The sequence below is a fragment of the Mycobacterium sherrisii genome (assembly GCF_002102355.1).
GTDB lineage: Bacteria > Actinomycetota > Actinomycetes > Mycobacteriales > Mycobacteriaceae > Mycobacterium > Mycobacterium sherrisii.
In genome coordinates this window covers 1-19,745 of record NZ_LQPT01000077.1, presented here as the reverse complement: position 1 = coordinate 19,745, position 19,745 = coordinate 1, and the positions used below count along the sequence as shown (strand labels likewise).

19 protein-coding genes are annotated in these 19,745 nt (G+C 67.3%); 7 read left to right on the top strand and 12 right to left on the bottom strand.

Going from position 1 to position 19,745, the window contains the following annotated elements:
* Nucleotides 1–31: 31 nt before the first annotated feature.
* The gene (gene glf, locus AWC25_RS13955) at nucleotides 32–1,249 is read right to left on the bottom strand and encodes a UDP-galactopyranose mutase (protein ID WP_085166956.1); all 1,218 of its coding nucleotides are present in this window, start codon (nucleotides 1,247–1,249) and stop codon (nucleotides 32–34) included.
* A gap of 250 nt (nucleotides 1,250–1,499) precedes the next feature.
* Here glf and AWC25_RS27415 point away from each other — a divergent pair, with 250 nt between their 5' ends.
* The 3 genes from AWC25_RS27415 to AWC25_RS27410 all read left to right on the top strand — a co-directional run bounded on the left by AWC25_RS27415 (nucleotide 1,500) and on the right by AWC25_RS27410 (nucleotide 6,263).
* On the top strand, nucleotides 1,500–2,501 hold the full coding sequence (locus AWC25_RS27415; RefSeq protein ID WP_244899517.1) for a PirG: 1,002 nt from the start codon (nucleotides 1,500–1,502) through the stop codon (nucleotides 2,499–2,501).
* 140 nt (nucleotides 2,502–2,641) lie between these two features.
* Nucleotides 2,642–4,294 carry an LGFP repeat-containing protein gene (locus AWC25_RS13945; protein WP_211281048.1) on the top strand — a complete coding sequence of 551 codons (1,653 nt, stop codon included), beginning with the start codon at nucleotides 2,642–2,644 and terminating at the stop codon, nucleotides 4,292–4,294.
* A gap of 37 nt (nucleotides 4,295–4,331) precedes the next feature.
* Nucleotides 4,332–6,263, top strand: a complete 1,932-nt coding sequence (locus tag AWC25_RS27410) for an alanine racemase (protein WP_244899516.1) — start codon at nucleotides 4,332–4,334, stop codon at nucleotides 6,261–6,263.
* Here AWC25_RS27410 and AWC25_RS13935 read toward each other — a convergent pair.
* The 8 genes from AWC25_RS13935 to AWC25_RS13900 form a co-directional block, all read right to left on the bottom strand.
* Nucleotides 6,260–6,520, bottom strand: coding sequence for a hypothetical protein (locus AWC25_RS13935; protein ID WP_085166953.1), 261 nt, complete (start codon nucleotides 6,518–6,520; stop codon nucleotides 6,260–6,262). The genes AWC25_RS27410 and AWC25_RS13935 overlap by 4 nt on opposite strands.
* Before the next feature lie 9 nt (nucleotides 6,521–6,529).
* The gene (locus AWC25_RS13930) at nucleotides 6,530–7,003 is read right to left on the bottom strand and encodes a DUF350 domain-containing protein (protein ID WP_069402461.1); all 474 of its coding nucleotides are present in this window, start codon (nucleotides 7,001–7,003) and stop codon (nucleotides 6,530–6,532) included.
* A 29-nt stretch (nucleotides 7,004–7,032) separates the two neighbouring features.
* Complete coding sequence (locus AWC25_RS13925) at nucleotides 7,033–8,199, bottom strand: glutathionylspermidine synthase family protein (protein ID WP_069402462.1); 1,167 nt, start codon at nucleotides 8,197–8,199, stop codon at nucleotides 7,033–7,035.
* Nucleotides 8,196–8,837, bottom strand: a complete 642-nt coding sequence (locus AWC25_RS13920) for a hypothetical protein (protein WP_232327292.1) — start codon at nucleotides 8,835–8,837, stop codon at nucleotides 8,196–8,198. The genes AWC25_RS13925 and AWC25_RS13920 overlap by 4 nt, the downstream gene beginning before the upstream one ends.
* Nucleotides 8,838–9,003: 166 nt before the next feature.
* Complete coding sequence (locus tag AWC25_RS13915; protein ID WP_069402463.1) at nucleotides 9,004–9,831, bottom strand: Cof-type HAD-IIB family hydrolase; 828 nt, start codon at nucleotides 9,829–9,831, stop codon at nucleotides 9,004–9,006.
* A 56-nt stretch (nucleotides 9,832–9,887) separates the two neighbouring features.
* Nucleotides 9,888–10,673, bottom strand: coding sequence for a lysophospholipid acyltransferase family protein (locus tag AWC25_RS13910; protein ID WP_069402464.1), 786 nt, complete (start codon nucleotides 10,671–10,673; stop codon nucleotides 9,888–9,890).
* A 23-nt stretch (nucleotides 10,674–10,696) separates the two neighbouring features.
* Nucleotides 10,697–11,446 (bottom strand): lysophospholipid acyltransferase family protein, encoded by a 750-nt coding sequence (locus AWC25_RS13905; protein WP_085166952.1) that lies wholly within the window; start codon nucleotides 11,444–11,446, stop codon nucleotides 10,697–10,699.
* Between the two features lie 6 nt (nucleotides 11,447–11,452).
* Nucleotides 11,453–12,220: a lysophospholipid acyltransferase family protein gene (locus AWC25_RS13900; RefSeq protein WP_069402466.1), complete on the bottom strand. Its 768-nt coding sequence runs from the start codon at nucleotides 12,218–12,220 to the stop codon at nucleotides 11,453–11,455.
* A 153-nt stretch (nucleotides 12,221–12,373) separates the two neighbouring features.
* On the opposite strand from AWC25_RS13900, the gene AWC25_RS13895 reads away from it, so the two are divergent.
* Both AWC25_RS13895 and AWC25_RS13890 read left to right on the top strand, forming a co-directional pair.
* Entirely contained in the window at nucleotides 12,374–13,924 is a 1,551-nt protein-coding gene (locus AWC25_RS13895; protein WP_069402472.1) for an MBL fold metallo-hydrolase, read from the top strand.
* Nucleotides 13,921–14,247 (top strand): hypothetical protein, encoded by a 327-nt coding sequence (locus AWC25_RS13890; protein WP_069402467.1) that lies wholly within the window; start codon nucleotides 13,921–13,923, stop codon nucleotides 14,245–14,247. Before AWC25_RS13895 ends, AWC25_RS13890 begins: the two co-directional genes overlap by 4 nt.
* On the opposite strand, the gene AWC25_RS13885 is transcribed toward AWC25_RS13890, so the two are convergent.
* Nucleotides 14,244–15,800 carry a phytoene desaturase family protein gene (locus tag AWC25_RS13885; RefSeq protein WP_069401509.1) on the bottom strand — a complete coding sequence of 519 codons (1,557 nt, stop codon included), beginning with the start codon at nucleotides 15,798–15,800 and terminating at the stop codon, nucleotides 14,244–14,246. The genes AWC25_RS13890 and AWC25_RS13885 overlap by 4 nt on opposite strands.
* Nucleotides 15,801–15,848: 48 nt before the next feature.
* The gene (locus AWC25_RS13880; RefSeq protein ID WP_069401508.1) at nucleotides 15,849–16,493 is read right to left on the bottom strand and encodes a TetR/AcrR family transcriptional regulator; all 645 of its coding nucleotides are present in this window, start codon (nucleotides 16,491–16,493) and stop codon (nucleotides 15,849–15,851) included.
* Between the two features lie 88 nt (nucleotides 16,494–16,581).
* Between AWC25_RS13880 and AWC25_RS13875 the strand changes: the two genes are divergently transcribed.
* Nucleotides 16,582–17,067: a DUF2834 domain-containing protein gene (locus AWC25_RS13875; RefSeq protein ID WP_085166951.1), complete on the top strand. Its 486-nt coding sequence runs from the start codon at nucleotides 16,582–16,584 to the stop codon at nucleotides 17,065–17,067.
* Here the strand turns inward: AWC25_RS13875 and serS are convergent.
* On the bottom strand, nucleotides 17,064–18,317 hold the full coding sequence (gene serS / locus AWC25_RS13870) for a serine--tRNA ligase (protein WP_069401506.1): 1,254 nt from the start codon (nucleotides 18,315–18,317) through the stop codon (nucleotides 17,064–17,066). The two genes, AWC25_RS13875 and serS, sit on opposite strands and share 4 nt — an antisense overlap.
* Nucleotides 18,318–18,434: 117 nt before the next feature.
* On the opposite strand from serS, the gene AWC25_RS13865 reads away from it, so the two are divergent.
* Nucleotides 18,435–19,745 (top strand): septum formation family protein (locus tag AWC25_RS13865; RefSeq protein ID WP_425320230.1); only part of this gene is annotated, 1,311 nt, incomplete at its 3' end.

Here is a 19,745-nt window from a genome sequence, read left to right as displayed (position 1 = left end):
ATGCGTCGCGGTGCATCGTGGTGGGCGCGCATCAGCGCGCACCGTCCTGTTTGCTCTCGGCGTTGTCGTCCTGGGTCAACGATGCGCCGTCCCGCAGGTGCGGCGCCAGGGTGTTGTCGTACATGCTCAGTGCGCTGGCAATCGCCATGTGCATGTCCAGGTATTGATAGGTACCCAGGCGGCCACCGAAAAGCACCTTGTCAGAGGTGGATTCGGACTTCGCCCGGGCCCGGTAGGCGGCCAGCAGGATGCGGTCGGCCTCGGTGTTGATCGGGTAGTACGGCTCGTCATCGTCCGCGGCGAAGCGGGAGTACTCCCGCATGATCACCGTCTTGTCGGTCGGATAGTCGCGTTCGACGTGGAAGTGCCGGAATTCGTGGATACGGGTGTAGGGCACGTCGAGGTCGTTGTAGTTCATCACCGGGGTGCCCTGGAAGTCCCCGGTGGGCAGCACCTCCAGCTCGAAGTCCAGGGTGCGCCAGCCGAGCCGGCCTTCGGCGTAGTCGAAGTAGCGGTCCAGCGGCCCGGTGTAGACCACCGGGGCGTCGGGGTTCTCGGCGCGAAGCCGGTCGCGGACGTCGAACCAGTCGGTGTTCAGCCGAACCTCGATGCGCTCGTCGGCGGCCATGTTCTGCAGCCACGCCGTGTACCCGTGGACTGGCAGGCCCTCGTAGGTGTCGTTGAAGTAGCGGTTGTCGAAGGTGTAGCGCACCGGCAGCCGGGTGATGTTCGCCGCGGGCAGTTCCCGCGGATCGGTCTGCCATTGCTTGGCGGTGTAACCCTTGACGAACGCCTCGTAGAGCGGTCGGCCGATCAGCGAGATGGCCTTTTCCTCGAGGTTCTGCGCGTCGGCGGTGTCGATCTCGGCGGCCTGCTCCGCGATCAGCTGCCGGGCCTGGTCGGGGGTGAAGTATTTGCCGAAGAATTGCGAGACCAGGCCCAGACCCATGGGGAATTGGTAGGCCTGCCCGTTGTGCATCGCGTACACGCGGTGCTGATAGTTGGTGAAGTCGGTGAACTGGCGCACGTAGTCCCAGACCCTCTTGTTGGAGGTGTGGAACAGGTGTGCGCCGTACTTGTGGACCTCGATCCCCGTCTGCGGCTCGGCTTCCGAGTAGGCGTTGCCGCCAATGTGCGGGCGGCGCTCCACGACGAGCACGCGCTTCCCGAGTTGGCTGGCCACGCGCTCGGCGATGGTGAGGCCGAAGAAACCGGAACCGACGACGAGGAGGTCAAAACGAGCGGTCATCGGTTGCTTAGGGTATCGGACCCCGCGCGGCTACCCCATCCGGCGAGCCGGGCGGGCCGGGGTTCGAGCACGTAAAAAGTGGTTTGCAGTGATTCGAATCGCACGTAACGCGCAGGGTCGCAAAAACCTCACGATTCAATATCGCCACTCTAGTCACGAGCTTCTCACTCGTACCATCAATTCTGTGTGGTTCCCACCGGAACGGACCGGCCGGGCGCCCCGACACAACCGATAGATTGAGGAGACTTCCGTGCCGAACCGACGCCGTCGCAAGCTCTCGACAGCCATGAGCGCGGTCGCCGCCCTGGCAGTGGCGAGTCCTTGCGCGTACTTCCTGGTTTACGAATCGACCGCCGCCAACAAACCGGTGGAGCACCACGAGTTCAAGCAGGCCGCCGTCATGTCCGACCTGCCGGGTGAGCTCATGGGAGCCCTGACCCAGGGTCTGTCCTCGTTCGGGATCAACCTGCCCCCGGTGCCCGCCCTGGGTGGCACCGGCACCACGGGCCTCACCAGCCCGGGGCTCGGTTCTCCCGGCTTGGGGACCACCGGTCTGACCAGCCCGGGCTTGACCAGTCCCGGCCTGACCAGCCCGGGGCTGGGAACGCCTGGGCTGGGCACACCCGGCCTGACGAATCCGGGGCTGACCAGCCCCGGCCTGACGAGTCCCGGCCTGACGCCGGGCGCCACGGGCCTGTCCAGCCCGGGCGCGCTGCCGCAGCCCGGTGTGCCAACCCCCGGCCTGCCGACGACACCGGCAGCAGGGCTAAACCCGGCACTGACCAGCCCGGCCGGCCTCACCCCGGGCGTGGGCACCCCCGGCGAAGTGCCGATCAGCGCTCCGCTGGACCCGGGTGTCGACGGCACGTATCCGATCCTGGGTGACCCCTCGACGCTCGGCGGCACCTCGCCGGTCGGCGGCGGCAGCGGCAGCGGTAGCGGCGGACTCGTCAATGACGTGATGCAGGCCGCCAACCAGCTGGGTGCCGGCCAGGCCATCGACCTGCTCAAGGGGTTGGTGATGCCGGCCATCGCGCAGGCGCAAGGTGGTGCGGGCCTGCCCGGTGCCGCCGGGGCCCTGCCCGGCGCCGCGGGTGCCCTGCCTGGCGCGGCGGGTGCCCTGCCTGGTGCGGCGGCCGCGCTCCCGCATGCCGCCGGTGCCCTGCCGGCGGCCGGTGCCGCCCTGCCCGCCGCGGGCGCTGCCCTGCCGGCGGCCGGTGCCGCGCTTCCGCCGGCGCTGCCTCCCGTCTAGACCTTTGGGGGTCCTGTCACCTGACGGCACCGCAGAGCCACCACACTCTGCGGTGCCGTCGAACGTTTGGGCCGCGTCGAGGACACACCGACGACGTGTCGTCACATAAATAACACCAGAAACACACGTAACATCAGCTGGTGTCGTCTCGTCGCCGCGCGCCCACGACGTTGCTCACCGCCGTCGCGGCGACGGTTGTCCTCGTTTCGGCGGTGGCGGATCTAACCCGCGAGCACGGCGGTCCCGCCACGGCGGCACCGGCCCGCGACACCCAGCTCGCCGAACAGCCGCTGGTCGGACTCACCGGCGGCGTCACGGTCCGCGAACTCACCCAACCGACGCCGTTCTCGCTGGTCGCTTTGACCGGCGACCTGGCCGGCACGTCGACCCGGGTGCGGGCCAAGCACGCCGACGGCTCCTGGGGGCCGTGGTATCAGACCGAGTACGAAACCGCGGCTCCGGACAAGGCGGCCGAAGCAGAGTCGGCCCAGCCGGGTCCCACCGAAGGCCCCCGCAGCACCGACCCGCTGTTCGTCGGCACCACCACCACGGTGCAGATCGCGGTCACCCGCCCGCTCGACGCCGCTCCCAGCCTGCCTCCGCTGATCCCGAAACCGGACACCGACCTGGGCTATCGCCCCGCGTCCCGCGAACAGCCGTTCGGACAGAACATCTCCGCGATCCTGATCTCCCCACCGCAGGCCCCGGTCGACACCCAATGGACGCCGCCGTCCGGAGTCGTGATGCCCGGCCAGGCGCCCCCCATCATCAGCCGTGCGGAGTGGGGCGCCGATGAGTCGCTGCGCTGCGGGGCCCCGCAGTACGACAACGGGGTGCGCGCCGCCGTCATTCACCACACCGCCGGCAGCAACGACTATTCGCCGCTGGAATCGGCGGGCATCGTCAAGGCGATCTACACCTACCACAGCAAGACGCTGGGCTGGTGCGACATCGCATACAACGCGCTGGTCGACAAGTACGGTCAGGTGTTCGAGGGCAGTGCCGGCGGGCTGACCAAGGCGGTCGAGGGCTTCCATACCGGCGGCTTCAACCGCAACACCTGGGGCGTGGCGATGATCGGCAACTTCGACGACGTCCCCCCGACGCCCCTGCAGTTGCGGGCCGTCGGCCGGCTGCTGGGCTGGCGGCTGGGCCTGGACGGTGTGGACCCCAAAGGCACGGTGACGCTGGAGTCCGCGGGCAGCCACTACACCACCTTCCCGGCGGGCGCCCTCGCCACGCTGCCGACCATCTTCACCCACCGCGATGTCGGCAACACCGACTGCCCGGGTAATGCCGCGTACGCGTTGATGGACGAAATCCGGGATATCGCATCGCATTTCAACGACCCGCCGGAGGAACTGATCCAGGCGCTGGCCGGTGGCGCGATTTATCAGCGCTGGCAGGAACTCGGCGGGATGAACAGCGTGCTGGGTGCGCCGACGTCACCCGAGGACAACGCCGAAGGCGGTGCCCGCTACTCCACCTTCGCCAGGGGCGCCATGTACTGGTCGCCGGCCACCGGTGCACAGCCCGTCACGGGTGCCATCTACGACGCCTGGGCGGCGCAAAGCTATGAGCGCGGTCCGTTGGGCTTGCCGACCAGCGCCGAAATACAAGAGCCGCTGCAGATCACACAGAACTTCCAGCACGGGACATTGAACTACAACCGTCTCACCGGCAACGTCAACCAGGTGCTTCACGGCATCACCACACAACTGTCCGGGCAGGAGCCCAGCGCCCCGGAGGTGCCGCCCGAACACTTCTCGTTACCGGCCCACCCGGACAGCTGACGCCGGGCCGCGACCGACGCGTACTAGTGTGCGAGCTGTGCCCGATCGGAGCGCCGCGACCCCGTACCTGAGCCTCGATCTCGGCCGGGTACGGCAGAACTATCGCGCGCTGCGCGCCGCGTTGCCGGGGGCGCAAATCCGCTATGCGGTCAAGGCGAATCCGTCCGAGCCGATCCTGCGACTGCTCGCCGGCGAGGGCTGCGCTTTCGATGTCGCCTCCGTCGGTGAGATCGAGACGTGTGGCGCCGCAGGCATCGACGGCGCGAGGCTGACGTTCGGCAACACCATCAAGAAGCCGACCGACATCGCCCGGGCACACGCGCGCGGGGTCCGGCACTTCGCCTTCGATACCGAGCAGGGCTTGATCGCCATTGCCGAGCACGCCCCGGGTGCGGGCGTGGAATGCCGCATCGCAGCGGACTTTCCGGCGTCGGTCACGCCCTTCGGGCATAAGTTCGGCTGCGCGCCGCAGGCCGCGGCGGAGCTGCTGACGCACGCGGCGCGACTGGGACTGCGGCCGGAAGGCGTCTGCTTTCATGTGGGCTCCCAACAATTGGATCCCACGGCCTGGGCCCTCGGAATACAAAGCGCTGCACAGATATTCGACGCAATTGACGGACTCGACACGCTCAACATCGGGGGCGGCTTCCCGGTTTCCTACGCGCAGGACGCGCCGGATCTCGACACCATCGCGGCAACCATCACCGACGCGCTGGCCCGGCATTTCGGTGCCCGTCCGCCCCGGCTCGTGCTGGAGCCCGGCCGGTTGCTGGTGGCCGCGGCGGGAACCATCACCTGCCAGGTGGTGGCCGTGCGCACCGGCACCGATGCCCGGCGGTGGGTATACCTCGACATCGGGCGCTACGGTGGCCTGGCCGAGACCGAGAACGAATACATCCGGTACCGACTCCGCACCGACCGTGACGGCGATCGATTCGCCGATGCGGTCGTCGCGGGACCGACCTGCGACGGCGACGACGTGCTGTACCGCAGCTATCCCCTCCCCGTCACCCTGGTCCCCGGCGACCGAGTCGAGATTGCGGACACCGGCGCCTACACCTTCAGCTATGCCTCCGTGTCGTTCAACGGGTTTCCGGCATTGCCAACATATTTCGTCGACACGCCCGCCGCGCCGCACCGGGAAGTGGTCGAGCCGCTGGCACCGGGGCTGACCCGAAGCTGGCGGATCAGCGAGGTCAGCTGCGACGTGCACACCGGATTCCAGCACCTGGTGATCGGCCGTACCCACCAGGGTGTCGCGCTGTTCAGCGACGGGGAACGGCAGAGCACCGAATTCAGCCAGCTCGTGTATCACGAGGCGCTGCTGGTTCCTGCGCTGCTGCTGGCCGGTACGGTGACCCGGGTCCTGGTCATCGGCTCGGGTGAGGGCGTGATCAGCCAGCTCGCCGTGGCGGCCGGCGCCACCCACGTCGATCACGTCGACATCGACCGCGACGCGGTGCGGCTGTGCGCACGACACCTGCCCTACGGCTACAGTGCCGACGAATTGTGCCGGGCCGAAGCCGGATTCGGCCCGATCAGAATGCACTATTGCGACGGCTGGGAATTCGTCGAGCGCGCCGGCGCGACCTACGACATCGTGGTCATCGACCTTCCCGACGAGCGGCTCGAGCCCGCCCAGCACAACCGCCTCTACGACACGGCATTTCTGCAGCGCTGCGGTGCGATCGGTCGCGTCGTGGTCGCACAGGCCGGCTGCCCGACGCTCTGGCGCAACGAGTCGCTGCGCCAATCGTGGCTGCGCTTTCGCCAATCCTTCGCAACCGTAAGCTATTTCGGCAGCGACGAACATGAATGGTCGTTTTTGTGCGGGCTGACCGACGCCGAAATCGATCCCCTGGCGGTGATGGTGGCGCGCTTGCCGGCGCTGCCCTACCGGCCGCGCAGCATCGACGCCGACACCCTGAGAGCGGCCTGCGTGCCACCGAAAAGCCTGCGCGAAACCTAGATGGACCTGCGCGCGATGTCCTGCAGAATCGTCCTCATCTCGTCCCGAGTGGCCTTGCCGCTCTCGGCCTTGGCCAGCCGGATCAGCAGCCACCCGGAGAGCCCGACGAACCCGGCCAGCAGGGTCTGATAGCCGTCGGGCCCCTCGTCGAGGTACCCCTTGGCCCGGCCGATCGCAAAATCCACGTTGTCTGGATCCGTCGTCCACGCCGTCATCACGTCAACGGCAACGCGCAGCTGCTCGCCCGCCTCAAACATGTTGGCACCTCAAAGAATTGCAACCGCTACCACGATGCCCAGCGCGACCTGCGCGGCGGCAACCATGAGCGCCTCGTACTCGAATTCATCGGAGTTGAACACCGCGTCCATGTCGATGCCGATCGCCAGCGTCGCGATCCGCATCATCACGACCTGGGCGACGATCCCGACCAGGCCGAACACCGCCGACCCCGCCAGGCCCTCGAGCAGTTTTCCCGACGACGAGTAGATGGCCAGCACCACGATCAACGCCATGCTTACCATGCCCGCCGCCGAGACGACGATCGCGTTCGGCTTGCCCGCGCTCACCATCCGGCGCAGCGGGCCCGGCGTGGTCAGGTCGATGGCGTAGAACCCGACCAGCATCAGGATCAGGCCCACCACGGCGTACAAGACGATGGCCCCGGCGCCCCGGCCGAGCACGGACCAGTAGCCGTGGTCCCAATAACTCGGATTCAGCGCCACGATGGTTGTTGTCGTCATCGATCAACTCCGTTCACTTGCTCAGAAGTTCACTTCCGGGGAATCCGGTGTGGGACAAAGGCCGCGCCGTCGTCGGTGATCAGCCCCGCGGTCTCGCGAATACCGAGCCCGGCCGCCGAATCGCCGACGATCCAGGCCCCCAGCGCGGGGCGCATGTCGTCGAATTCGGGCAACGGGTCCAGCAACTGATAGACGTAGCCCTCCTCGCCGTAGACACCACCGGTCGCGGCCTGCATACCGGCGCCGACGACGGTGATGTTCGCCCCCTCCCGCCCGAGCTTGGGCTTGCGCACGTACTCGGTCAGCTCATGCGGATCATCGATGTAGGCGGGCAACAGGTTTGGGTGTCCCGGATACATTTCCCACAGCACCGCCAGAATCGCCTTGTTCGACAGCAGGGTCTTCCACAGCGGCTCGATCCACGCCGTCTGCGGCAGGCTGGACACCACGTGTTTGCCGAACTCGTCGTCGAGCACCCACTCCCACGGGTAGAGCTTGAACACCGCGTCGATCGGGGCCTCTTCCAGGTCGACGAAACGCTCCAGGGCGGAATCCCAGCCGAGGTCCTCGATCATCAGCCCTACCGTTGCAAAACCCGCCTCCGCCGCGGTCTCCTGCATGTAGGTGGTGGTGATCTGATCCTCGCCGGTGGCTTCCACCCCGGACCAGCTCAGGTGTAATTCGTTGCTGGGCAGCAGATCTCGCAGCTGCTTCCAGCGGTCCACCAGTTGCTCATGCAGGGAATTCCACTGGTCATCCGCGGGGAAGACGTCTTTGAGCCAATACCATTGCAGGATAGCGGCTTCCAAGAGCGTCGTCGGCGTATCGGCGTTGTACTCGAGCAGCACCGCCGGCCGGCGCCCGTCGTAACGCAAGTCGAAACGGCCGTACACATGCGGGTCGGAGCGCCGCCACGACTCGGCGATGGCCTGCCAACTCCATTCCGGCAGACCGAAATCCGCGAACCGTTCCATCAGCACCACCTGCTCGACGGCGTTCAGGCACATCGAGTGCAGCAGTTCGACATCGGCCTCCAGCGCCAGGATCTCGTCCATGTCGAACACGTAGTGAACCGATTCGTCCCAATATGGCCGGGCCCGGCCCCGGGCGTCGCGCGCGGGTGTCCCGTACACCAGCCCTTGCGATTCCACGATCGTCTGCCACGTCGGCCGCGGCTGGTGCCTGGCACGCTTCACGATCCGCTGCTCTTACTCGATGAGCCGCCTAGCCCGCCGCGCGAAATGGTGGTTCCGGACTTCGTGGTGATGGTGGCACCCTTGGGCGCGACGGTGCTGCCGCCGGTGGGCCGCGACCCTATCGTCCCGGAACTGCCGTAGTAGTAGCGGTATTGGTGTCCGCCAAAGAAGAAAAAGCCGTTGAGCCCCGCGGTGTGCCCGGTGCAGTAACTGTCCGGCACGATGATCGGCTGACCACTCGGATCATCCCGGACGCATTGCGCGGTGACGGTGGGCGACGAAAACATCCAATATCCAAGGCCGGCCACCAAACCGACCACTCCGACCCCCGCCGCGGCGCCCATCAAGACGCGGCGCTGGCGGCGGCGTTTCTCCTCGGCTTCCAGACGCGCCTGTTCAAGCTCCTGCTGCTTCTTGGCGTACTTGTCCCGCGCCCGCACCTCGGCCGGGGTCGGGGGGCGCGGCTTGGTCGTCTCCGCGTCCTGAAACTGCATGCTGCCGCCGGCGGCGAACTCGTCCGAGTCGTCGTCCTGCTGCGTCGGTTGCTCTTCCACCTCGGCCGCGTCGCCGGCGCTGGACGGCTGCGACTTGTCGTCCGCGCGCTCGCCACCCTTGGGCGGCTCTTCGTCGGACACCATTACCGGTCCTTCGGTCCGGACACCAGGCCGCCCCCAGCACCCCTGCCGGTCAGGCGAGCGAACACCTGACGGACAGCGACGGGCCAGAAGGCGGGCACGCGGGCAGTCTGCCACATTTTGCTACGGCTGTGGCGGAGCTCGGCGGGGCTACCAGCACGGCCCTGCGCTAGCTCCACCAGCGCTCCAACACCCGTCCCACCCCGTCGTCGTTGTTTCGTGTGGTCACCTCGTCGGCGGCGGCCAGGACGTCGGGATGGGCGTTGCCCATCGCCACGCCGCGCCCGGCCCAGCGCAGCATCGGCAGGTCGTTGGGCATGTCCCCGAACGCCACCACCTCGTCGTTACCGATCTCCAGCGGGACGGCGATCTCTTCGATGCCGGTGGCCTTGCTGATGCCCAGCGGCACGATCTCCACCAGCCCGTTGTTGGTCGAGTAGGTGATGTCGCCTTCGATGCCGACGTGTTTGGCGAGTTCGGCCGCCATGTCCGCGCTGCGCGCGCCGGCTTGGCGGATCAACAGCTTGATCGCCGGCGCGCTGAGCAGGTCCTCGATGGACACCTCGGTGTTGTCCGGGTTCAGCCACGCATGCTCATAGCCCGGGGAGCTGACGAACTGCGGCGTGGCGGTGTCGTGGGCGCTGCGACCGATGCGCTCCACCGCCAGGCCGGCGCCCGGAATCACACGCATCGCGACCTCGGCCAATTCGGCCAAGGTGTCCACCGACAGGGTGCGTGCCGACACCACCCGGTCGTGGGCCGGGTCGTAGACGACCGCGCCGTTGGCGCACACCGCCATTGGCGCGAACCCCAGCTCGTCGACGATGGGGCGTATCCAGCGCGGCGGCCGACCGGTTGCCACCACGAAGGTGGCGCCCGCGCCGACGGCGGCCCGCACGGCGTCACGGGTACGCGGAGTGATGGCCTCGTTGTCGTCGAACAGGGTGCCGTCGACATCGCACGCAATCAGCGCCGGCCTGGAAGTCGGCCCCGTCATTTAGGTGTCATCGAGCGGTCACTGGGCCGATCCACCCGGCCGGCCAGGCACGCTCGTCAATGCCGTCCACTTTGCGACTGCCCGGGCCGGGTCACACCGTCGGTTCCGTACTTCTGCACCCGCTGTTGCAGTTCGGCCAGCCGGATCGCCTGCGAGTCATCCCGGGTCGGCGCGCTGCCGCCCAGCCGTCGCGGCACCCAGAACTCACCTTCGGGGTGGGGATACTCCTCCTGCACCTGATACAGCAGCGTGTTCATGGCCTGCCGCAGCGTCACGTTGAGCTGCTCGACCGTGCCGTGCGGCGGGATCGGCCTCCCCGCGGCGACGGTGATCGGCACCTTGTTGCGAAACACCTTCTTCGGATGATCCTTCGGCCAGATCCGGTGGGCGCCCCACACGATCACCGGAACGATCGGCACCTGGGCCTCCAGCGCCATCCGCGCGGCCCCGGTCTTGAATTCCCGCAGCTCGAAACTGCGGCTGATGGTGGCCTCGGGATGCATCCCGATCAACTCGCCGGCGCGCAACCGCTGGACCGCCACGCTGAGCGCGTCGTGTCCGTTGCGGCGGTCCACCGGAATGAGCCGGGCGTGCTTGATCACGTAGTCGACGGCTTTCACGTCGGCCATCTCGGCCTTGATCATGAAGTACATCCGTCGGCCCCGCTCCCGCGCCGCGAACAGCGGCGGCAGCCAGTCCAGGTAGCTGGTGTGGTTCTGCGCGAGCAGTGCGCCACCGCGCTGCGGAATGTTCTCGAGTCCGCGGAACGTGAACTTCGTCCCGTTCATCGCGACAAGTGAGGGAACGACCAATTCCCCGAACCGATAGAACGGCTCTGCCATGTCTTCTCCTTCGCCCCTTAAGGCTACTGGCGCGGTGCCCGGTTTGCCGCCCTGGCCGCGGCCTCGTCGGCCTCGATCCGAGCCGCCCCGGCCAACGTCGGCGCCCCGCCGCCCAGCCGATGCGGCACCCAATATTGTCCCGCGGGGTGCGGGTAGTGCTGCTGGGCCGCGTGCAGCAGGTCGGTCATCGCTGCGCGCAGCGCGTCATCGGTGCGCGCGATGTCGTCATCGGCGCGCACCGGCGGGCCGACCAGCACGGTGATCGGGACGTTGCGGCGGCCCAGGCGTCGCGGATGGTCCTTGGTCCAGATCCGCTGCGCGCCCCAGACGATGACCGGGATGATCGGCACCTCGGCCTCGCGCGCCATGCGTGCGGCGCCGCTTTTGAACTCCTTGAGTTCGAAGCTGCGGCTGATGGTGGCCTCCGGATAGACGCCGACGAGCTCGCCCGCGCGCAGCCGCCGGACCGCCTCGGCGTAGGCGCCGGCGCCGGCTTTGCGGTTCACCGGAATGGAGCCGGTGCGCTTGATCAGGAAGTTGACCACCTTCACCTGCTGCATCTCGGCCTTGATCATGAACCGCAGCCGGCGGTTGCGGCGGCGCATGGCCAACCCGGCCGGTAGCCAGTCGACGTAGCTGGTGTGGTTGATCGCGACCACCGCCCCACCGCGTTCGGGGATGTGCTCGATCCCGCCGTAGGTGATTTTGGTTCCGGTGGCCAACACCGCCAGCTGGGCCAGGATCTCGAGGGTGCGGTAGGTCGGCTCCACCATCGGCGACTACTCCGGCGCCCCCGCGGCTTGGGCGCGCCGGGCCGCCCGCGCGGCCGCTTCCTCGGCGTCCAGCCGGGCGGTCTCGGCCAACGACGGGGCCCCGCCGCCGAGCCGGTGCGGTACCCAGAACTCGCCGGCCGGGTGCGGGCCGTACTGCTCTTGCGCTCGTTCCAGCAGATGCTGCATGCGCGAGTGCAGCAGGCCCCGCAGTTCGGGCACTTCCAGCGTCGGCTCAATCGGTTCGCCGACGAGCACGGTGATCGGCACCTTGGGCCGGATCAGCTTCTTGGGGTGGCCCTTGGTCCAGATCCGCTGGGCACCCCACACGATGTGCGGAATGATCGGCACGCCCGCCTCCACCGCCATGCGTGCGGCGCCGCTCTTGCATTCCTTGATCTCGAAGCTGCGGCTGATGGTGGCTTCGGGGTAGACGCCGACGAGTTCGCCGTCCTTGAGGTTTCTGACCGCCGCTTCGTAGGAGGCGGCGCCGTCCTGCCGATCCACCGGGATGTGCCGCAGGCTGCGCATCAGCGGTCCGGTGGTCTTGCTGTCGAACACCTCTTGCTTGGCCATGAACCGCACCTTGCGGCCGAGGCCCTGCTGGTAGGCCGGCAGCCCGGCAAAGGTGAAGTCGAGGTAGCCGGTGTGGTTGATCGCGATGACCGCGCCACCGGTGGCCGGCAAATGCTCCACACCCGAGACGGTGATCTTGAGCCCCTGAAGCCGCCAGATCGTGCGCGCGAGGAAGATGACCGTCCCATATACCGGTTCCACAGGTTCTCAGCCTAGTGCCACCACCGGCGCGCCGCGGAAAGTGGGGAAAACAGACGCCGGCCGGATCGGTAGCCGCGCGGCGGCGGTGGCGGGCCGACGGTGTCCCCGCACGGTAAGCTGCAAGCAATTCCCAAACCGATGCGAAAGGCATTTGTGCAGGTCACGAGCGTAGGCCACGCCGGATTTCTGATCCGGACCCGGGCAGGCAGCATCTTGTGCGACCCCTGGGTCAACCCGGCCTACTTCGCCTCCTGGTTTCCGTTTCCGGACAACTCCGGGCTGGACTGGGACGCGTTGGGCGACTGCGACTATTTGTACGTCTCGCACCTGCACAAGGATCACTTCGACGCCAAACTGCTGCGGGACCACGTCAACAAGGACGCGATGGTACTGCTGCCCGACTTTCCGGTTCCAGATCTCCGGAATGCGTTGCAGGAGTTGGGTTTCTGGCGTTTCTTCGAGACCAGCGATTCGATCAAACATCGGGTCGACGGACCCAAGGGTGCGCTCGACATCATGATCGTCGCGCTCCGGGCGCCCGCCGACGGACCCATCGGTGACTCGGCCCTGGTCGTGTCCGACGGTCAGACAACGGTTTTCAACATGAACGACGCCCGCCCGGTCGACCTGGACATGCTGGCCACCGAGTTCGGGCACATCGACGTGCACCTGCTGCAATACTCCGGTGCGATCTGGTATCCGATGGTTTACGACATGCCGGCCCGGGCCAAGGAGTCGTTCGGTACCCAGAAGCGGCAGCGTCAGATGGACCGCGCCCGTCAGTACATCGCGCAGGTCGACGCGACCTGGGTGGTCCCGTCCGCAGGTCCCCCGTGTTTCCTGGATCCGCAGTTGCGGCACCTCAACGACGACCACGGGGACCCGGCCAACATCTTCCCCGATCAAATGGTTTTCCTCGACCAAATGCGCCGTCACGGACATGACCGCGGCCTGTTGATGATTCCCGGTTCGGTCGCGGATTTCACTGGTAAGCAACTGAACTCGTTGCAGCATCCGTTACCTCTGCCGGAGGTGGACGCAATCTTCACCACCGGCAAGGCCACCTATATCGCCGATTACGCCGAGCGCATGGCGCCGGTTCTGGCCGCCGAGCGGCAGAGCTGGGCACCAGCCACCGGCGAGCCACTGCTGGAACCGATGCGGGCATTGTTCGAGCCGATCATGTCGCAAAGCGACGAGATCTGCGATGGCATCGGCTACCCCGTCGAATTGGTGATCGGCCCGGAGACGGTGGTCTTGGACTTTCCTAAACGAACTGTGCGCGAACGAATTCCGCATGAGAAGGTCCGCTACGGGTTCGAAATCGCGCCGGAGCTGGTCCGCACGGTGCTGCGCGATCGCGAACCGGACTGGGTCAACACCATCTTCTTGTCGACCCGGTTCCGGGCCTGGCGCGTCGGCGGCTACAACGAGTACCTGTACACCTTCTTCAAGTGCCTCACCGATGAACGGATCGCGTACGCCGACGGCTGGTTCGCCGAGTCGCACGACGATTCCGCGTCGATCACTCTGGACGGCTGGGAGATCCAGCGCCGTTGTCCGCACCTGAAGGCGGACCTATCGAAATTTGGTGTGGTAGAAGGCAATACACTGACGTGCAACCTGCACGGCTGGCAGTGGCGACTGGAAGATGGTCGTTGCCTGACCACCCGCGGTCACCAGCTGCGAAGCCGTCGTACATGAGCGATACCTACGAAGACGGGGTAGTTCAACTCGACCGCACGGCGATCACGCTGCGGCGCTACCACTTTCCGGACGGTACCTCGAAGATCATCGCGCTGGACGCGATCCGCGGGTACAAGGCGCAGCCGCTCGGCTGGTTCACCGCGCGCTTCACCTTCTGGGGCGGGACGGATCCGCGTTATTGGCTGCCGCTGGACGTGCAACGGCCCCTCAAGTCGCGGTTGATCATCCTGGACGTGCCGGGCACCCGGCCCAGCCCCGCGTTCACCCCGGCCCGCCCGGACGAGTTCATCGCCCTGTTCGACGAGCTGCTGGCCCGCTAGCGATCGTCGAGCACCGCGCGCGCGGCGTTGTACCCCGGGGTGAAGGTGATGCCCGGGCCGCCATGGCAGCCCGCACTTCCCAGGTACAGTCCTTTGATCGGGATAGGTTGGCCAAGAAAGCCTTTCGGCCCGGGTCGGTTGGGGCCGATCTGGTTCGCGTTCAACAGTCCGTGGCAGTAGTCGCCGCCGGGTGCGCCGAACATCACCCCCATGTGCCGTGGGGTGAAGGTGGTGTGCCGGATGATGCTCCGCTCGAAATTCGGCGCGAGCCGGGTAATCTTGTCGATCACGCGTTGCCCCATCTCCACCTTGGCCTGCCCGTAATCCACCTCCCCCTCGATCGGGAAGAACAGGGCGAACGCTGACGCGGCGTGCTTGCCCGGCGGGGCCAGGTCCGGATCGTTCTGCGAGGGAATCTGCAACACCACGGTCGGGTCGGCCGGGACGATCCCGCGCCGCGCGTCCTCCCATTGCTGCTGAACCTCTTCGGGCGTGCAGAACAGGCCGATCGACGCCTGCATCGCCGGATCGTTGAGCGCCTCGTAGGGAGGGGCGAAAAGCGGTGCCTCGTCCAGGGCGAAGTGCATCTGCAGGTAGCTGCCCCGGTGGTCGATGCGGGCATAGCGCTCACGCAGGTCAGCCGGCAGCGCGGCGGGATCGACCAGCTCGTTGAGCGTGACGTCCGGGGCGATGCCCGAGACCACGATGGGCGCCGTCACCGTGTCACCAGCCTCGGTGCGCACACCGGCGACCCGACCGTCGTCGACCAAGACCTCGGTCACCTTGGTGCGCAACCGCAGTTCGCCGCCGTGACCGGTCAGCACGTCGCACAGGTGGGACGTGAGCGCGCCGATACCGCCCCGTAGCTTCTTCATCTGCATGGTGCTGCCATCGGGCACGCCGAGCCCGAACGCGAGCGCGGCGGCGCTGCCCGGGGTCGCCGGGCCCCGATACAGCGTGTTGACCGCGAGCACCGTCATCGAGCCGCGCAGCGCACCATGCTTCTCGCGGTCCGGCAGGTAACGGTCCAGCACGTCGGTCACCGAGGCGAACAGCATGTCGTCGATCGCTGCGCGTTCGAATTCGCTTGTGGCACAGGCATACATCTCGTCGATGCTTTTGGGCGGTGCCCCGGCCTCGAATCGGCCCAGGGCGCGGGTCGGGCCTTGGCCCCAGGCCATCAGGCCCGCCATACCGTTGACGGCGTCCGCGCCGTGCACCTCGTTGAGGTGGGTGAACAGCTTGATCGGATCGCTGTATTGCACCAGCGGGTCGTCGCCGACACCGCGTACCGCCACCGACATCACGTCGAGGTCGATGGTCGGCAGGGTGTCCAGGCCCAGCTCGTCGACCACCACCTGTGCCGTCGGGAACTGCACCGAACCCGCGATCTCGAACTGGTATCCGTCGAAAAGCTCTACCGTAGAAGCCATTCCGCCGGCGTAGAGCTTCGAATCCAGGCACAGTGTTCGCAGTCCCGCCTTTTGCAGCAGGACGGCGGCGGTCAGCCCGTTGTGCCCGGCACCGATAACTATCGCGTCAAAGTCAGTCATGTCCTGCCCTCCGCAAAGGAGGCTCGCATGGCCACAAAGTTTTGTCAATTATGACGAAACTTGGCGATCGGTTGCGGTCCGCCAGGTATCGGTGATCCCCACCCGCAGCGCCTCCAGGGCGACGTGGCACAGCCGCGCAAGTTCGCCGAGCGAGCGGTCGCCGCCGGTCATCCAGACCTCCATCGCACCGAACACCGCGGCCGCGATGCAGTGCGCCGTCACCGCGGTACGGACCTGCTCGTCGGCCGTGCGGGCCGTCCCATTGACGGCCTTGCTCCGCCGGTGCAACTGCGTGGCAATGGCATCGGCGAAGTCGGCCTGCACCTCCCGGATATGACGAACGATGCGGACGGGGTCCAGCTCGTCCTGGCGCAGTGCGGCGATCTTGGCCACCGCGTCAACGTCATACGGAAAGGAGAACACGGCGGCCTGCACCGAATCGATGATCGCCTCGTCGGCGGGTCGGGCATCGAGGGCGGCGCGGAACCAGTGCAGTCCGGTGTAGTCGGCAAACAACAGATCGTGCTTGGAGCTGAAGTGCCGGTAGAACGTGCGCAGCGACACCCCGGCATCGGCCGCGATCTGTTCGGCGGAGGTGTCCTCCACACCCTGGGCCAGGAACCGCACCAGGGCAGCCTGCCGCAATGCCTCGCGCGTGCGTTCGCTGCGCGCCGTCTGAGCCGGCCTGACCATGTCAGTAAGGTATCAAGTCACGCGCACCGCCATTGCGCCTGTTATGTCAATGTTGACAAAACTTTGCGCACGGGGTGAGACTGCGCCCATGGTCTCGCTACTCACTCACGCGGTACTCGGCCTCGCCGTCATCACCTGGATCGTCCGGGCCAACCCAACGGTTTTCGCCCGCCCCACCAATGGTGGGCTGTTCTCGCCCATGGAGATCGTGTACTACGTCGTCGGCATCGCGTCGATCGCCCTCGGCTGGTACTTCAACATCACCTTCGTGCGGGAGTACTCGCAAGGCTCCACCAACCCGCTGTGGGGTGAACACGGGAGCTGGCTGGAGTACATCAAGTTGATGTTCACCAACCCCGCCGCAAGTTCGGCCAGCCAGGACTACACGATCGCGAATGTGATTCTGCTGCCGATCTTTACGATCGTCGACGGATACCGCCGCGGGCTGCGCCACCCGTGGCTGTACTTCGTGTCCAGCCTGTTCACCAGCTTCGCGTTCGCGTTCGCCTTCTACTTCGCGACGATCGAGCGCCAGCGCGGCCACGAACAGGACCGCGCCGCCGTAAACGCTTAGGGCTCAAGCACTTCGGTGCCCACGAAGGGCACCAGCGCCGCGGGGACGCGGACGCTGCCGTCGGGCTGCTGGTGGTTCTCCAGGATGGCCACCAGCCACCGGGTGGTGCCCAGCGTGCCGTTGAGCGTGGCGGCGATCTGCGGCTTGCCGTTCTCGTCGCGGTAACGCGTCGAGAGCCGGCGCGCCTGGAACGTGGTGCAGTTCGAGGTCGACGTCAACTCGCGGTAGGTGTGCTGGGTGGGCACCCACGCCTCGCAGTCGTACTTGCGGGCCGCCGACGACCCCAGATCGCCTGCGGCCACATCGATTACGCGGTACGGCACCTCGATGCGGGCCAACATTTCGCGCTGCCAGCCCAGCAGCCGCTGGTGCTCGGCCTCGGCGTCGGCGGGCGTGCAGTAAACGAAGCCCTCGACCTTGTCGAATTGATGGACCCGGATGATGCCCCGGGTGTCCTTGCCGTAGCTGCCGGCCTCACGGCGAAAACACGACGACCAGCCCGCATAGCGCAACGGCCCCCCGGACAAATCGATGATCTCGTTCCAGTGATAGCCCGCCAGTGGCACTTCCGACGTGCCCACCAGGTACAGATCGTCGGCTTCGACCCGGTAGATCTCGTCGGCGTGGGCGCCCAGGAACCCCGTTCCGGCCATCACCTCGGGGCGTACCAGCACCGGCGGGATCATCGGCGTGAACCCGTGCTCGACGGCCAGTCGCAGCGCCAGCTGCAGCAGGCCCAGCTGCAGCAGCGCACCCTGCCCGGTCAAGAAGTAGAACCGCGAACCAGACACCTTGGCGCCGCGCTGCATGTCGATCAGGCCCAGCGACTCGCCCAGCTCCAAGTGATCCTTGGGGTTCTCGATCGTGGGGCGGTCGCCGACGACGTCCAGTACGGCGAAGTCGTCCTCGCCGCCGGCCGGCACCCCGTCGATGACGACGTTGGAGATCGCCATGTGGGCGGCGGTGAACGCCGTCTCCGCGTCGGCCTGCGCGGCCTCGGCCGCCTTGACCTGCTCGGCGAGTTGCTTCGCGCGCGCCAGCAGGGCGGGGCGTTCGTCGGGTGACGCAGCGCCGACGCTCTTGCTTGCGGACTTCTGCTCGGCGCGCAGCGCGTCCGCGGTCGAGATCGCCGACCGACGGGCGGCGTCCGCCGCCAGCAGCGCGTCCACCAGCGCCGGGTCCTCGCCGCGGCTGAGTTGAGAGGCGCGGACGATGTCGGGGTCTTCCCGGAGCAGCTTGAGGTCGATCACGGCCTGAAGACTACTTTTTCCCCACAACGGGCGCGCGCAGCATCCGCGAGTGCTCCCCAGGACTCACATCTGTAACTTTTGTCACGCCCGACGGGGGGTGCTGTCAGAATGGAGGCGATGTCGGACGCCCTCCAGACGGAAGTTTCTGCACCCAGCCCACCCGCCGCCGAGGCGGAGGAACAGCTGGCCAGCTTCCGGTGGCCGCGCACGCTGCAGGCGGCCGCGACCCGACGGGCCCTGCTGCTGTTCGCCCTCGGCGGGCTGTTGATCGCGGGGCTGGTCACCGCGCTGCCGGTCGGCGGTCCGGGCCAGGGCCGGCTTGCGGGCTACCTGGACAGCAATCCGGTGCCCAGCACCGGCGCGAAGAGCGACGCCACCTTCAACCGCGCCAAGTCCGGCGACTGCCTGATGTGGCCGGATCTCACCCCGGAGGCGGCGACCATCGTCAAGTGCTCGGATGATCACAAGTTCGAGGTGGCCGAGTCCATCGACATGCGGACCTTCCCCGGGTCGGAGTACGGGCCCACCGCCGCGCCGCCGTCGCCGGCGCGGATTCAGCAGATCAGCCAGGAACAGTGCGAGGCGGCGGTGCGCCGCTACATGGGACCCAAGTACGACCCCAACAGCAAGTTCAGTGTCAGCCTGCTGTGGGCGGGTGACCGCGCCTGGCGGCAGGCCGGTGAGCGCCGCATGCTGTGCGGGCTGCAGATGCCCGGGTCCAACAACGAGCAGGCGGCGTTCAAGGGCAAGGTCGCCGATGTCGACCAGTCCAAGGTGTGGCCCGCCGGGACCTGCCTGGGCATCGATACCACCGCCAACCAACCCATCGACGTCCCGGTCGACTGCAAGGCCCCGCATGCGATGGAGGTCACCGGCACGGTCAACCTGGGCGAGAAGTTCCCCGGCGGGCTGCCGACCGAACCGGAGCAAGACGGCTACATCAAGGACGCCTGCACCAAGATGACCGGCGCCTACCTGTCGCCGGTCAAGTTGCGCACCACCACACTGACGCTGATCTACCCGACCGTATCGCTGCCGAGTTGGTCTGCGGGCAGCCGCGAGGTCGCTTGCAGCATCGGCGCGACGTTGGGCAACGGCGGCTGGGCCACATTGGTCAACAGCGCCAAGGGGCGGCTGCTGATCAACGGTCAGGCGCCGGTGCCGCCGCCGGACATTCCCGAGGAGCGGCTCACGTTGCCGCCGATCCCCGTGCAGGTGCCCGCCAGCCCGCCCCAGCAGTCCAACACCCCGCCCGAGATGCCGCCGGGTAACCAGCACCTGCCTCAACAGCAACCCGTCGTGACGCCGCCGCGCGCGACCGCCCCGCAAGCGCCGGAGACTCAGGCGCCGCAGGACGTGCCGCCGCCGCCTGCCGATGCCGGCGCCCCCCCGCCACCGGCCAACCCAGCCCCGCCGCCCATGCCGGAC